This window comes from Amycolatopsis sp. lyj-112 (assembly GCF_046549055.1).
Lineage (GTDB): Bacteria > Actinomycetota > Actinomycetes > Mycobacteriales > Pseudonocardiaceae > Amycolatopsis.
This window is the reverse complement of record NZ_JAJPWS010000002.1, coordinates 679922-694257: the sequence shown is the minus strand read 5'-3', so window position 1 is coordinate 694257 and position 14336 is coordinate 679922. Positions and strand designations below refer to the sequence as shown.

Below are 14336 nucleotides of genomic sequence, written 5' to 3'. Positions count from 1 at the left end.
CCTACGCGACTTCGCTGAGGCGCCCCGTTTTGACGTCGTAGACGAAGCCTCGGACGTTGTCCGTGTGCGGGAGGAAGTCGCTGCGCCGCACGCGCTGTACCGAGCGGCGCACGCTGTCCTCGACCTCGCGGAACGCCTCGACAGCCCACGTCGGGCGCAGCCCGGTGGCGTCCTCGAGTTCGTCCTTGAAGTCGTCCTCGGTGACCATTGAAAGGCCGCATTCGGTGTGCTGGACGATCAGCACCTCACGCGTGCCCAGTTTCCGCTGGCTCAGCGCGAGCGAGCGGATCATGTCGTCGGTGACGACGCCGCCGGCGTTGCGCAGGACATGGGACTCGCCCTGGAGCAGCCCGAAGATCTCGAACACCCGGATCCGGGCGTCCATGCAGGTCAGGACCGCCACATGGAGTGATGGCCTCGGGGACGAGCGATCACCAGGAGCGACTTCGCCCAGCTCCTGGTTGCGCTTCAGCAGTACGTCGATGGAGGTCACAAGACCATTGGAACCGGTCGCCCTGGGTGAGAGCAACGGTTTACGGGCTACGTCACGGCCCGAACCAGCGTTCTTCGGCCGTTCGTGGCGGTGCCGACGTACGTCCGACGCGTAGTTCGGTGGTCAGGGTGATCACCTTCGGCCCGACCCGGTCACCCGCGCTGAGCAGCAGCTTTCCCGCCGCCTTGCCCTTCTCGAGCACCGGCTGGTGGACGGTGGTCAGCCCGGAACGTTCGGCCTCGGTGATGCCGTCGAACCCGGTGACCGTCAGATCCTGCGGCACCCGCAGCCCACGGCGTTCGGCTTCGGCGAGCGCACCGAGCGCGAGGATGTCCGAAGTGCAGATCACGGCGGTGACCTGCGGATACGCGTCGAGAAGCTGCCGCGCGGCCGACGCGCCGTCGTCCACGGTGTGGTCGAAGCGCTCGACCACCGGCACCGTCGCCCAGTCGACACCGGCCGCGGAGAACGCGGCGGCCAGCGCCTCCAGCCGGATCCGCTGGACGTGGAAGTGCGCGGCGCTCTGCCGCTGGATGGAGACGAAGTCGTCGTTGCGCTCGCGGGCGAGCCGCATACACAGCACGCCGATCTGCCGGTGGCCCAGCGAGATGAGGTGCTGAGCCATGGCGGTCACCGCGGCCGCGTCGTCCGGGCCGACCCGGTCGACGCCGTCCACCCGTGGCTGGTCGACGATCACCGTCGGCACCGGGCGTTCCAGCACGGCACCGAGGTGGGGATCGTCATCGGGCACCGAATAGACGACGAATCCGTCGACTCCGGCGCGATGCACGGCCGCGACGTCTTCACGGCCCGGGCTCGCCGGGACCAGGTGCAGGCCGACGCCCGCGTCCTCGCAGGCCAGCGCCAGCCCTTCGAGCACGCCGATGGCCGCGGGGTCGCGGAAGGCGTAGGAGAGGTTCTCTGTGAGCAAAAGACCGACAGCGCCGGCCTTACGTGTCCGCAGTGAACGGGCCACCGGGTCGGGACCCGGGTAGCCGAGGCGGCGCGCGGTCTCGAGGACACGACGGCGCAGTTCAGGAGACAGCTGGTCAGGTCGGTTGTAGGCGTTGGAGACGGTGGTCCTCGACACCCCGAGCTCTGCGGCCAGCGACGCCAGTGTCGCCTGCCTCCTGGTGCGGATAGGACGGCCCATCCGCAAACCGTAACGGTTCAGAACGTTTTGCAGAAGCATCACCCGGCGTGTGGCAGGTCTCGATTCAGAGTGACCCTGGGTACAGCTCGTGACAATCGATGGGGCGCCTTCAACCGTATGGGGTACAGTTGAATCTGACAACGGTTTCCATTACCCGGCCTCGCGAACCGTCGGCCCGGGCGCCCGCAGGAGTGTTGTAAATGAATTCCCGCCGTACCAGGAGTGTTTTCGCGGCCGTTTCGGCCTTGGCCGTGCTCGCCCTCGGCGCGACGGCCTGCGCCTCCAGCGACAAGGCGTCGACCGGGTCCGGGGCGCAGAACGCGTCCGCCGCGAACCCCGGAGCCGGCGAGAAGATCAAGGTCGTCGCCTCGACCGACGTCTGGGGCAGCGTCGTGACCGCCGTCGGCGGCGACAAGGTCGAGGTCACCTCGATCATCCACGACCCCTCGGCCGACCCGCACTCTTACGAGACCACCGCGAGCGACGCCATCGCCGCGAAGAACGCGAAGCTGACCCTGTCCAACGGTGGCGGGTACGACGAGTTCTTCTCGAAGCTCGCCGACCAGGCCGTCGACGCGCAGAAGTTGGTCGCTTACGACATCGCCGCGACCGGCAACGAGAACGAGCACGTCTGGTACAGCCTGCCCGGCGTCGAGAAGATCGCCGACCAGGTCGCCGCGAAACTCGGTGAGATCCAGCCCGCGTCGAAGGACGCCTTCACCGCCAACGCGACCGCGTTCAAGGGCAAGATCCAGGAACTGCTGACGAAGGTCGGCGGACTGGGCACCCCGGGCACCAAGGTCGTCGCGACCGAACCCGTCGCGCATTACCTGCTCGAGAGCGCGAAGCTCACCGACGCGACTCCGCACGCCTTCGCCGAGGCCGTCGAGGAAGAGCAGGACGTGCCCGCCGCCGCGCTCAACGAGGTCAAGCAGCTGATCTCGGGCAAGCAGGTCAAGGTCCTGATCAACAACGCGCAGACGACCACGCCGGTCACCCAGCAGGTCGTCGGCGATGCCAAGAACGCCGGGATCCCGGTCGTCGATGTCACCGAAACGCTTCCGGCGGGTGTGACCGACTACATTGCATGGATGACCAAGGATGTGGACGCCCTGGCGGGAGCGCTGAAGTAGTGACGTCCGTACCTGCCGAGGCGCGCCCCGCGGTCCGTGTCCGCGGGGCGAGTCTCGCGTTCGGAAACCGGACGCTCTGGTCCGGGCTCGATCTCGACGTCGAGCCCGGCGAGTTCCTGGCGATCCTGGGGCCGAACGGCTCCGGGAAGAGCAGCCTGCTCAAGGTGCTGCTCGGCCAGCAGAGCCTGCCCGAGGGCACGGTCGAGATCGCGGGGCGGCGCCCCGGCGGGCAGAACCGGCGGATCGGCTACATCCCGCAGCAGCGCGCCCTCGACGAGGCGCTGACGATGCGCGGGGTGGACCTGGTCGGCCTCGGGCTGGACGGGCACCGGTGGGGTACCGGTCTCCGCGGCCTCTCCGAACGACGTCGGCTGGTGGCACGGGCGATCGAGTCCGTCGGCGCCGAGGCGTATGCGAAACAGCCAGTGGGGCGGCTTTCCGGCGGCGAGCAGCAACGGCTGCGGGTCGCCCAGTCGCTGGTCGGCGACCCCGAGGTCCTGCTGTGCGACGAGCCGCTGCTCTCCCTCGACCTCGCCCACCAGCGCGCGGTCAGCGAACTGATCGACGAGCGGCGGGGTTCGGCGAACACCGCCGTCCTGTTCGTCACCCACGAGATCAACCCGATCCTGTCCTATGTGGACAGGATGCTGTATCTGGTGAACGGCCAGTTCCGGGTCGGCAAGCCGGACGAGGTGATGAACTCGGAGACGCTGTCCGAGCTGTACGGCACGCGGATCGAGGTGCTCAAGGTCGGCGGCCAGATCCACGTCGCCGGTGCACAGAGCTCGTTGTGCGAGGACGAACCCCACCACTTCGACGAACAGGCTTCGTAGCGCCGTGGACAAGATGTTCGATTTCGCCCTGACCGGCGAACTTCTCGGCCTCGACTTCGTGCAGACGGCGCTGCTCGCGGCCGCCGTACTGGGCCTGGTGGCCGGGGTACTCGGCCCGCTGGTGGTCATGCGGCGGATGTCGTTCGCCGTGCACGGCACCGCCGAACTGGCCTTCACCGGCGCGGCCGGCGCATTGCTGCTCGGCGTCGGCGTCGAACTCGGTGGCCTCGCGGGCGCGGTGATCGCCGCCCTGCTGATCGGCGTCCTCGGCGGCCGCGAGTCCGAACGCGACTCGGTGATCGGCGTGATCCTCGCCTTCGGGCTCGGCATGGGCGTGCTGCTGCTGTCCTTCTACGAGGGCCGCAGCGCCAACAAGTTCGGCATCCTCGTCGGCCAGATCATCACCATCGATTCGACGAACCTGACCCTGCTGGTCGGCGCCTCGGTCGTCGTCCTGGTGGTGCTCGCGGTGATCTACCGGCCGCTGCTGTTCGCCACCGTCGACCCCGCGGTCGCGACGGCGCGCGGCGTGCCGGTGCGGCTGCTTTCGCTGATCTTCGCGGTGCTGGTCGGGATTTCGAGCGCGCTGGGCGTGCAGATCGTCGGGGCGCTGCTCGTGGTCTCGCTGATGGTGACCCCGGCCGCGGCGGCCGCGCGGGTCACCGCCAGCCCGTGGAAGGCGACCGTGCTGTCGATCGTGTTCGCGGAGATCGCGGCGCTCGGCGGGATCATCCTCTCGCTCGCGCCGGGCAAACCGGTGAGCGCGTTCGTCACGACGATCTCGTTCGTGATCTACCTGGTGTGCCGGCTCATCGCCTGGCTGCGCGGGCGCAACTCGCGTGTCCGCGTCGAACCCACGGCCCCGCGACCCGCGCCCGCTCTGCGCTAGTCAGCGCACCGGGTGCTCGGCGAGCGCCTTCTTGACCGCGTTGAGGAAGCCGTCGTCGATGAACGCGAGCTGACCGCCGGCGACACTCCGCTCCACGGCTTCGAGGACCACGACGTTGGCGTTCACGAAAGCGTCGACGGCCTCGGTCTGTGACGTCTTCTGGGTGAAGTGCGCCAGCATCGTCAGGTTCGTGAACGCGCCCGACAGGTACCGCGAAGACGCCTTCGTGAACGAGTCCCCGTAGATCAGGACCTTCTCGTCGACGGTCCCGATCAGCGGGCTCGCGGTGCGGTACACCGGGCGGTCGATGTCGCCGTTGGTCTCGCCCGCGCGCTCGACCAGGCCGTCCGGGCGGAGGCTGTAGAGCGTGTTCGTCTTCGTGCCCTGCTTGTTGATCAGCGGCGGCAGGTCGGCGACCGCGTCGTACGGGCCCATGGGCACGCTCACCCAGCTCTGCGTGACGCCCGGTTTGAGCGCGTTCGCGATCGCCCGCGTCATCACGAGCGCGCCCTCGTCCGCCCAGTGGGTGTCGTTCGGCGGGTAGACCGGCCGCTGCACCCTGCCCTCGGACGCGCGCAGCTCCGGCCGCAGGTCGATCGCGCCGGCGTCGTTGATCATCCGGTGCCAGGTGCCCGCCTCGGCCGAACGCGAGCAGTCCTTCCCGGGATAGGTGTCGGGCAGGAACTGCGGGACCATCGTCGACTTGTCCGGCGCGACGACGAATTCGAACCGCCTGCCGGACTGCTCGACCGCGCGCCGCAGCTCGTTGATCTTGGAGATCGTTTCGGGGAGCGGCCGGGACGCGTCGCATTTCGCGTCGGCGTCGTAGCCGTAGTACAGCCAGCCGTCGCGGCCCTGCACGACACGGCGGTACCCGGAAGCGGCGTTCGGCGTCGGGCCCTGGGTGGGCGCCGTCTTGGGCGGCGTGGGCGCCGGCGGGGCCGGGATCGGGCCCGCCTGTTGCTGGGGTGGCGCCTGGTCGAGCGGCGCGTCCTCGCCGAAGAGACCGCGGCTGATCGCGTCGGCGGCGGCGATCGCGCCCGGCCGGAACGACAACTGGTCGATGGCCCAGGTCGGCATGCTGGTGAAGAAGGCCCAGCCCCGGTCGATCCCCGGGAAACCCGCGAGCTTGTGGTTCTCGATCTCGCCCGGCCGTACCCCGAACACCCACAGCAGCGCCGGGGTGGTGAAGAACAGAAGTGCGCTGATCAGCGCCGTCAGCTGCCTGCCGCCGTGGCGGGGACGGTGCAGCGCGTGCTCGCGCGGAAGCCACGCCTCGTGCACGGCTGGCAGTTGCTGGGGTTCGGGCGCCACCCCACCACCGTAATCACCCCGTGTCGCACGCACGTGAGAACGCCCCCACTTCGCGATTAGGGGGCGAAACGCAAGTGCCCACCGGATCGCGATTAGGGGGCGAAACGCAGGTGGGGCACGGATCGCGATATGGGGGCTAAACGCAGGTCAGTGGAGCATGAGGAGGACCTGGAGCTCGCCGACGAGGAAGCCGATGGCGCCACCGACGGCGATCAGCTTCCACTCGTCCTGCCGGAACGCCGGCCGCAGCAGCCCCTCGAATTCCAGCGGCGTCAGCCCGAGCATCCGCCGCTCGACGATCTTCGCGACGTCCATCGCCTCGGTCAGGTAGCCCTCGGCGTAGCGGATCGTCGGCGGCAGGCGTTCGAGCGCCTGCCGCGCGGCCGCCTGCTTGATCTCCCGCAGCCGCTGCCCGCCGACGGCCATCGCGACCATCGGTTTCGCGACCCTCGCCTGCTCGTCGACGGCGCCCGCCACGAGCCGTTCGACCAGCGCGTACAGCCGGTCCGACCGCGGCCCGCGCAGCACGGCGTCGAGCAGGTTCGGCACGGTGAGGATCTCGTTCGCGATCATCGCGCCGTACTGCCGCGCGACCTCGGCCCGCCGCCGCTGGAACTTGCCCTGCAGGATCACCCGGCCGACCCGCACCGGCTCGCGCGGCACGAAGATCAGCTTGATCGCGAGCCAGTCGGTGAACAGCCCGATGCAGCCGCCGAAGATCGGCAGCACGAGCGGCTCCTTCGTCAATGCCCAGGTGAACGCCTGCACGACACCGAGCCCGAAGCCGAAGTAGATCCCCGTGCGCGCGATGAACGCCATCTCCGGCCGCGACGTCTCACGGATCAGCCGGACGAGCAGCTTCTTGTCCCTGGTGAGCCGCTGCACGGTCATGTGCTGGAAGTCGAGCACCTCGTCGAGGTTCTCGGTCATCTCCTCCATGAACTCGCGCACCAGCCGCGGCGTGGACGCCTGGATCTGCTTGATCAGCAGTTCCTGCGCCATCGTCGGCATGACCTCCCACAGCCGGGGATGGTGCTTTTCGAGCACTTCGCGCGCGACCTCGTCGACGGCCCGCAGCAGCGGCTGCTCGATCTCGCGCGTGATGATCGCCGGGTCGATCCGGCGGAAGACCTCTTTGACGTCCAACAGGTTCGACGTCAGCAGCTCCGTCGCGACGGCGGCCATCCGCCCGCCGTGTTTGGGCACCACGCCCTGCCAGCCGAGGAACGGCTTGATCCCGACGAACTCCAGCGGTTTGAACATCATCTCGATGGCGACGCGTTTGGTGACGTAGCCGATCAGTGCGGCGATGAACGGGATCGCGGCGTAGAGCCACCAGTGCCGGGCGAGGTCGTCCAGGACGGCGTCCACTCCGACCTCCTCGCTCGTGGGATGGGAAACGGTATCCGGTGCGCGTCAGTGAAGCAGCAGAAGCACCTGAAGTTCACCGACAAGGCCGCCGATCACCGCTCCGACCGCGATCAGCTTCCACTCGTCCTGCTGGAACGCCGGCCGCAGCAACTGCTCGAACTCGAGCGGGTTGAGCCGGCGCATTCTGTCCACAATGGTGTTCCGGACGTCGAGCGCGTTGATCGCGTACCCCTCGGCGTGCCGGATCGTCTCCGGAATCCGGGTAGCCGCCTTCGCCGCCGCGGTCTGCTTCATCTCCTGGAAGCGCCTGCTCCCGACGGCCATCGCGACGAACGGCTTCACGACGCTGGCCTGCGCGTCGATGGTCCGCTGCACCTCGCGGGTGATCATCGTGAACAGCTTGTCCGACTTCGGCCCGCTCAGCACGGCTTCGAGCAGGTTCGGGATGGTGATGATCTCGCGCGCGATCATGTCGCCGTAGTCGGCGGACACCTGGTCCTTGCGCTTCTGGAACACGCCTTGCCAGGTGTAGAAGCCGAAGAACCGCTTCGGCTCGCGCGGCAGGAAGATCATCTTCAGGGCGATCCAGTCGGTGAACCAGCCGATGCCGACACCGAACAGCGGCAGCACGATCGGCGACTTCGTCAGCGCCCACACCAGCAGTTGCACGCAGCCGAGGGAGAAGCCGAACACGATCCCCGACCGCGCGATGAACCGCATCTCCGGCCGCGAGATGTCGCGGATCAGCCGGTTCAGCAAGTCCTTGTCGCGCACCAGGTTCGTCACGACCATGTGCTTGAGGTCGAGGACGTCCTCGATGTTTTCGGCGATCTCCCGCATGATCTTCTCGATCGCGCGCGGCGCCTCGGCCTGGACCCGTTTGAGCAGCAGTTGCTGGGCGGTGTTCGGCAGTATCTCCCACAACCTGGGCTGGTACTGCTCCATCACGTCGCGGGTGACGTCCTCGACGACCCGCAGCAGTGGCTGCTCGATCTCCTTCGCGACCTGGGCCGGGTCGAGCCTGGCGAAGATCTCCTTCGGGTCGACGAGGTTGTTCGTCAGCATCTCGGTGGCGGTGGCCGCCATCCGTTCGGCGTTCGCCGGCAGGACGCCCTGCCAGCCCAGGAACGGTTTGACGCCGACGAATTCCACCGGCTTGAACATCATCTCGATGGCGACGCGTTTGGTGACGTAGCCGATCAATGCCGCGATGAACGGCATGGTGACGTACACCTGCCAGTGCTCGCCGATGTCGGCGATGACGGCGTCCACGTTCAGCCCCTCCCGCGTCGCGCTTGAGGGGAACCTAGCCGCCTGTCCTTAATGGAGGAGGAGCAGGACCTGAAGTTCACCCACGAGTCCGCCGATCACCGCGCCGACCGCGATCAGCTTCCATTCGTCCTGCTGGAAGGCGGGTCGCAGGATCCCTTCGAACTCGAGCGGGGTCAGTTGCTGCATCTTCGCGACGATCGTGTTGCGGACGTCGAGCGCGTCAGTGGCGTAACTCTCCACATGTTTCACCGTTTCGGGGAGATACGCGATCGCCTTCGCCGCGGCGGCCTTCTTCATCTCCTGGTACTGCTTGCCGCCGACGGTCAGTGCCACCAACGGTTTCGCGATACTCGCCTGCGTGTCGATGGTCCGCTGCACCTCGCGGGTGATCATCCCGAACAGCTTGTCCGACTTCGGCCCGGTGAGCACGGCCTCCATCACGTTCCGCACGGTGAGGACCTCGTCCGCGATCAGCGCGCCGTAGTCGCGGGCGACCGCCTGACGGCGTTTCTGGAACATGCCCTGCCAGCTGAAGAACAGGAACCGGCGCTGCTCACGCGGGTAGAAGATCATCTTCAGGGCCAGCCAGTCCGTGACGAACCCCGTGACGAAACCGAAGATCGGCATGATCAGCGGCTGTTTCGTCAGCGCCCACGCGACGAACTGGATCAGGCCGATCACGAAGCCGAAGTAGATGCCGGACCGGGCGATGAAGCGGAGTTCCGGGGTCGCGACCTCCTTGATCAGGCGGCAGGTCAGCGATTTGTCGCGGACCATCGCGTTGATCAGCATGTCGTTGACGTCGAGGACCTCGTCGATGTTCGTCGACACCTCGCGCATCAGCCGCGCGACGACCTTCGGCGCCTGAGCCCGGACCTGGTCGACCAGCATCCGCTGCGCCCGCGTCGGCAGCAGTTCCCACAACCTGGGCTGGTACTGCTCCATGACCTCGCGGGTGACGTCCTCGACGGCCTTGAGGAGCGGCTCCTCCAGTTCCTTGACCACCTCGTCGGGGTCGAGCCGGGCGAAGATCTCCTGCGGGTCGACGAGGTTCTTGGTCAGCAGGTCGACCGCCGTGGTCGACATCCGGCGCGCGTTGGCCGGGATGACGCCCTGCCAGCCGAGGAACGGCTTGATCCCGACGAACTCCAACGGCCGGAACATCATCTCGATGGCGACGCGCTTGGTGATGTACCCGATGAGCGCGGCGATGAAGGGCATCGTGGCGTAGACGTGCCAGTGCTCGCCGATGTCGGCAAGGATCGCCGAGATGTCCAACCGGGCCCTCCCTGCTTACGACCTGTCAACAATGCAGGATGCCATGTGATCGGCCGGTCGCACGCCGAGTGCAGCCGTTTGGCGGTACTGCCTGACGGGTCCCCGCTCATTAAGGTGGCCGCCATGGTCGCTCCTGAGAAGTCGGCGCCTCAGGCGCCCTCAGCGAAATCGCCCCAGTTCGCGGGCGCTGTCCGTGGTTACGACAAGCGTCAGGTCGACGAGCGGCTCGCCGAACTGTCGACTGAACTCAAACAAGCCTCACGCAACCGCGACGAGGCCGTGGCGACCGCCGGTGATCTCACCAAGGCGCTCGGCCACGCCCAGAAGGAATTGGACGAGACCAAGGCCGCGCTCGTGCGGATGAGCTCGAGTCCGTCCGGCGCCGGCGCGATGGCCGAACGCGTCCGCATGATGATGCAGCTCGCCGAGGAGGAGATCGCCGACCTCAAGGCCGCCGCGGTGGCCGACGGCACGTCGACGCGTGCCGAGGCGGACAAGTACGCCCACGAGGCTCAGCGCGCGAGCGACAAGGCGGCCAAGGACGCGCAGGCCGAGCGCGAGAAGCTGATCGCGGACGCCAAGGCCGAGATCGAGCGGCTGAACGCCGAGGCGGCGCAGAAGCGCAAGGAACTGGACATGGAAAGTGTCCGGAACCGCGCTGCCGCGGACAAGAAGGCCGAAGAGGCTTCGGCGGCCAGGCGTTCCGAGGCCGAGAAGGCGTCTTCCGACAAGATCGCGGAAGCCGACCGGGCCTCCGCGAATAAGCGGTCCGAAGCCGAGCGGATCTCGGCAGAGAAGATCGCGAAGGCGGAGAAGTCTTCGGCGGAGGACGTCGCCGCGAAGCAGGAGCAGGTCGCGGAGGCGCTCACCGACGCGAAGACCCAGCAGGCCGAGGCTCAGCAGGCCCGGAAGCTCTCGCTGGAACTCCGGTCGAAGGTCGCCGAACGGCTCTCCGCCACGGACGTCGCCGTCCAGGAAGCCATCCGGCTGCTGGCTCCCGCCCCCGATGCCGCCGCTGCCGAGGCTCCCAAGGCCTCGGCTTCCTCCGCGCCGAAGCCGACGCCCAACAAGACCAATGGTGGCCCCCGTCCTTCTTGATCGCCGCTTTCTGGGACTCAGCGCTGGACGACGGCGAACAGTTCGTCGTCGATCCAGCCTCGGGTGTGCAGTTCGGTGCAGAACCGCTGGTAGGACTCGGTGAGCGCTTCGTGTTCGCGCTCGCCGGGTTCGACCAGCGTTCCCTCGTCTAGGTGGAGAGTTGAGGACAACCGAACCGGATTCAGGTGACCCGCGGCCCGTGAACGCCCGTCTACGACAGCCTGGACTGTCCACAAGGGACTCCAGCTTGAACCGCGGGACCCGTCGGGTAACCAGTAGCCGGCCGGGTAGCGGCCCGTGGCTGTGGAGGTTATGACGGTGATCCTGGCCGAAGAACGCGCCGCGGTCTGCGAATACGCCCGGCGGATGACCACTGACGGCCTGGTGGTCGGTACTTCCGGCAACGTCTCGGCGCGACAGGGAGACCTCGTGGCGGTCACCCCGACCGGAGTCGACTACGCCGGACTACGGCCGGAAGACGTGCCGGTGGTCGACCTCGACGGCGAGATCGTCGACGGCTCACTCAAGCCGACCAGCGAGCTCCCGATGCACCTCACCGTCTACCGGATGGCGGTGGATCCGGACGGCAAGGCGGTGGACGCGGTGGTGCACACGCATTCCGTGCACGCCACGGCCGTTTCCACTCTCGTCGACGAGGTTCCGCCGATCCACTACATGCTCGCCGCGATCGGCCCGACAGCGCGCGTCGCGTCCTACGCGACGTACGGCACCGAAGAACTCGCCAAAGCCATGCTCGAGGCTCTGGAAGGCCGACGGGGCTGCCTGCTGGCCAACCACGGCACGATCACCTTCGGCGACAACCTCGGCTCCGCCTACAGCCGGGCACAGCAACTCGAATGGGCCTGCCAGGTCTGGCTGACGGCGCGGGCGGCGGGAACGCCGAATCTGCTCCCGCCCGCCGAGATCGAGCATGTGGTGGAGAAACTCCGCGGCTACGGTCAGCGCTGATGTCCTGTGAACCTAGGAAGCCGCCGGTTCCATGTCCAGAGCGTCCACGGCGTGTACCGCGTCGAGGAGTTCGACGACGGTCGGATCGTCGACGGCTTCCTTGATGCATTGCCACAGTTGAAGGTTCGCCAACGCCCACCGTGAATAGGTCTCCGCGGCCTTCGGGTTGTAGAAGTAGTAGCCGCTGTCGTGGACATCGCGCTGCTCACCGACGATCTTGTGCGCCAGTTCGCGCAGGCTCAGGCCGTTCTCGCTCAGATACCGGTGCGCGAGTACCACCGGTGTCACCGGCAGCGCCTTGAACAGCGTGTCGGCGTCGCTCAACGCCTGGGCCTCCAGCGAGATGTGCCGGCCACGGGTGGCCATCTCGGCCTCGTCGACGATCTCGTCGATCCAGCGGGCCACGACGTCGTCGACGTCGCACTCCTGCAGGATGCCCATCCGGAGATCTCGCCCGGCGGCCGCGGGGGAGTTCCGGAGCACGATGTAGTTGACGTCGTGCACCAGGGCCGCCACCTCGACAACGGCACGATCCGCACCGTTGTGTTCGGCGAATCCCGCGGCCTTCGCCCGGACGAAACTCACGTGATGCCAGCCGTGGAACTGCAGCTTGTCGGCATAACGCCAACAAAGTTGCCGGACTCGCTGTTCGACGGCGTCGATGGTCTGGGAAGGAATCGTGCTCTTTCGCGCGCGCATACACCTCTCCGATCCCGTTTACAGACGGGTGGAGTAAAGGGTAAGCGCCACAGACGGCGGTGTGTAGTTAGATGCGCTGCGCCAGGTCCCCCAATCGGACCTCTACCGGAACGTGACGATGCCCGATTCCGGTCTTCGGGTCATAGGAAAGGCTGGACTCGCTTACGGGGCGTGATTTCACCAGAAATGTCATAGTCCCTTCGGTGGCCTCGGGAATCCGGTGGAACTCGTCCGCGTACATGACGCCTACCGACCCGGACTGACACAGCGTGCTACGTCGTAATCGAACTGATGTGATCAATCCGGAGTTCTGGTCTCGCAAGGTCGAGTAGCGCTCGTGGACGTAGTTGCCACGGAGGAGCGTGGTGCAGAAGTGATACCTGTGGTTGTGCACGGAATCGGCGTATCCCTCGCGCCAGTCCTTCGGTGACTTGTACTCGTGCAGCCAGACCGAGAACGGGTCCGTCGGGGAGTCGAGCAGGCACCAGGCGAAATGGGTGGTCGTCTCCCGGGAACGTCCGAGTACCGCGCTCGCCTCGTCCGGGCTCAGCGAATCCAGATGCCGCCGGAGGTCCGTTCGCAGATCAGGTCTCGACGTCCAGTCGCGAAAGATCTGGTCGACGATCTGCCAGTGCTGCGCGAGTGGCAGGTCGGTCGTGCGGAGCAAGGCGGACAGCTGGGTGAGGGGGGACAAGCGGGTGAGCAACTTCAGCTCCTCGGTTCTAGTGCTCTGCGGCGCCGAGAAATCAGGGGTTCAGCTCGGCGAGTTCGGTGAACTCCTTCCGGAAGGCGTGAAATTTCCCTTCCAGCTCCAGGAAGTTCTCTTCGGAAAGGGGAGAACCGGTGATCTTTTCGTACAACGCGAGGAAATCAGCTCTGGTCGTCGCGGTGGAGATGCGGAAGTGGCGTCCGCTGCGGGATTGGGACACGCGAAGGAACTCGGAACGTTCTTTGTTGTACAGGAAGGAACCTTCGCTGAACCGCAGCGTTCGTGGATACAGTGTGGTCGCGCCGCGGATGTCGCTGTACAAGGTCAGCCAAACGCTTTCGTCGAACACCTCGAGCCGGTCCAGTGGCGGGTCCGCGACCACGGTGATGTCCACCAGCGAACACCGGCTGCGGGCCAGGAACAGCCCGACCAGGCCGATACGGATCTCGTCGTCGAGCCGTTTCTGGATCATTTCGTAGTCCATGCCCGCTTCTTCGCTGCGCAGCAGGTAGCGCGCCCTACCGCTGATGGCGCCCGCGTCGCGCGGGTCGGCGATGACCACGCGAAGCTCCCTTTCAGTGCGGGACAACAGCAACCTGGACGCGGCGTGCCTGCCGGAGAAGCCGCGGAAGAAGTAGTGCCGGGTCACGTTGAGGTCTTCGGTCATGACCCGGTTGAACAACGGATCCGGGTCGGCGGTCGCTTCGAAGACGTGAGTGGGGAAGAATTCCTTGTTGAGCGAACGGTATTCGGCGCTGAGTGCTTCCAGCGCGCGGCGGCTCTCCTCGATCACCGGGGTCACCATCGCGCGCTGCGACGCGGTGGCGGTGATCAGGGTCTGGCCGAAGCCGACCACCGCGGAGATCAGGGTGCCCGTGCCCAGTGAAGTGAGCAGGGTCTTACCGGCGCCGGGATCCATCATGCTGGAGATCCACAGGCTCAGGCCCGCGATGACGACCAGTATGGTCAGCAGAAGACTTGTCCTGGTCCAGAAGATCTCTTGCAGTGGGGCACGGCGGAGCCGGTCGGCTTCCGCGGGCACGGGGTTCACCTCCTTGATAGCCACTCGAACGGACGAACGCACTGCGTATCTGTTCGAGCGCGGGGAGTTACTCTACGCGCCTC

The 14336-nt window shown here is 66.9% G+C and carries 15 protein-coding genes; 5 read left to right on the top strand and 10 right to left on the bottom strand.

Annotated elements, in window-relative coordinates; genetic code table 11:
* Window position 1: 1 nt before the first annotated feature.
* Complete coding sequence (locus ACLJRL_RS10125) at window positions 2-493, bottom strand: beta-class carbonic anhydrase (protein ID WP_410655825.1); 492 nt, start codon at window positions 491-493, stop codon at window positions 2-4.
* 52 nt (window positions 494-545) lie between these two features.
* Complete coding sequence (locus tag ACLJRL_RS10120; protein WP_410655824.1) at window positions 546-1646, bottom strand: LacI family DNA-binding transcriptional regulator; 1101 nt, start codon at window positions 1644-1646, stop codon at window positions 546-548.
* A gap of 200 nt (window positions 1647-1846) precedes the next feature.
* Between ACLJRL_RS10120 and ACLJRL_RS10115 the strand changes: the two genes are divergently transcribed.
* The 3 genes from ACLJRL_RS10115 to ACLJRL_RS10105 are packed head-to-tail and all read left to right on the top strand — an operon-like array spanning window position 1847 to window position 4501.
* Complete coding sequence (locus ACLJRL_RS10115) at window positions 1847-2779, top strand: metal ABC transporter solute-binding protein, Zn/Mn family (RefSeq protein ID WP_410655823.1); 933 nt, start codon at window positions 1847-1849, stop codon at window positions 2777-2779.
* The gene (locus ACLJRL_RS10110; protein ID WP_410655822.1) at window positions 2779-3612 is read left to right on the top strand and encodes a metal ABC transporter ATP-binding protein; all 834 of its coding nucleotides are present in this window, start codon (window positions 2779-2781) and stop codon (window positions 3610-3612) included. The genes ACLJRL_RS10115 and ACLJRL_RS10110 overlap by 1 nt, the downstream gene beginning before the upstream one ends.
* 4 nt (window positions 3613-3616) lie before the next feature.
* A complete protein-coding gene (locus ACLJRL_RS10105; protein WP_410655821.1) occupies window positions 3617-4501 on the top strand; it encodes a metal ABC transporter permease in 885 nt (294 codons plus the stop codon).
* Here the strand turns inward: ACLJRL_RS10105 and ACLJRL_RS10100 are convergent, their stop codons facing one another.
* From ACLJRL_RS10100 to ACLJRL_RS10085, 4 genes are all read right to left on the bottom strand, one after another.
* Window positions 4502-5815: an alginate O-acetyltransferase AlgX-related protein gene (locus ACLJRL_RS10100; protein ID WP_410655820.1), complete on the bottom strand. Its 1314-nt coding sequence runs from the start codon at window positions 5813-5815 to the stop codon at window positions 4502-4504.
* Between the two features lie 147 nt (window positions 5816-5962).
* The gene (locus tag ACLJRL_RS10095) at window positions 5963-7186 is read right to left on the bottom strand and encodes a DUF445 domain-containing protein (protein WP_410655819.1); all 1224 of its coding nucleotides are present in this window, start codon (window positions 7184-7186) and stop codon (window positions 5963-5965) included.
* A 45-nt stretch (window positions 7187-7231) separates the two neighbouring features.
* A complete protein-coding gene (locus ACLJRL_RS10090) occupies window positions 7232-8458 on the bottom strand; it encodes a DUF445 domain-containing protein (RefSeq protein WP_410655818.1) in 1227 nt (408 codons plus the stop codon).
* Between the two features lie 48 nt (window positions 8459-8506).
* Window positions 8507-9736, bottom strand: a complete 1230-nt coding sequence (locus ACLJRL_RS10085; RefSeq protein ID WP_410655817.1) for a DUF445 domain-containing protein — start codon at window positions 9734-9736, stop codon at window positions 8507-8509.
* 123 nt (window positions 9737-9859) lie between these two features.
* Between ACLJRL_RS10085 and ACLJRL_RS10080 the strand changes: the two genes are divergently transcribed.
* A complete protein-coding gene (locus tag ACLJRL_RS10080; protein ID WP_410655816.1) occupies window positions 9860-10834 on the top strand; it encodes a hypothetical protein in 975 nt (324 codons plus the stop codon).
* A 17-nt stretch (window positions 10835-10851) separates the two neighbouring features.
* Here the strand turns inward: ACLJRL_RS10080 and ACLJRL_RS10075 are convergent, their stop codons facing one another.
* A complete protein-coding gene (locus ACLJRL_RS10075) occupies window positions 10852-11004 on the bottom strand; it encodes a hypothetical protein (RefSeq protein WP_410655815.1) in 153 nt (50 codons plus the stop codon).
* A gap of 142 nt (window positions 11005-11146) precedes the next feature.
* Between ACLJRL_RS10075 and ACLJRL_RS10070 the strand changes: the two genes are divergently transcribed.
* Window positions 11147-11803: a class II aldolase/adducin family protein gene (locus ACLJRL_RS10070; protein ID WP_410656162.1), complete on the top strand. Its 657-nt coding sequence runs from the start codon at window positions 11147-11149 to the stop codon at window positions 11801-11803.
* 12 nt (window positions 11804-11815) lie between these two features.
* Here ACLJRL_RS10070 and ACLJRL_RS10065 read toward each other — a convergent pair whose 3' ends face one another.
* The 3 genes from ACLJRL_RS10065 to ACLJRL_RS10055 form a co-directional block, all read right to left on the bottom strand.
* Window positions 11816-12502 (bottom strand): HD family phosphohydrolase, encoded by a 687-nt coding sequence (locus ACLJRL_RS10065; protein ID WP_410655814.1) that lies wholly within the window; start codon window positions 12500-12502, stop codon window positions 11816-11818.
* Between the two features lie 67 nt (window positions 12503-12569).
* Window positions 12570-13208, bottom strand: a complete 639-nt coding sequence (locus tag ACLJRL_RS10060) for a hypothetical protein (RefSeq protein ID WP_410655813.1) — start codon at window positions 13206-13208, stop codon at window positions 12570-12572.
* Window positions 13209-13248: 40 nt separating this feature from the next.
* A complete protein-coding gene (locus ACLJRL_RS10055) occupies window positions 13249-14295 on the bottom strand; it encodes a hypothetical protein (protein WP_410655812.1) in 1047 nt (348 codons plus the stop codon).
* Between the last annotated feature and the right edge of the window lie 41 nt (window positions 14296-14336).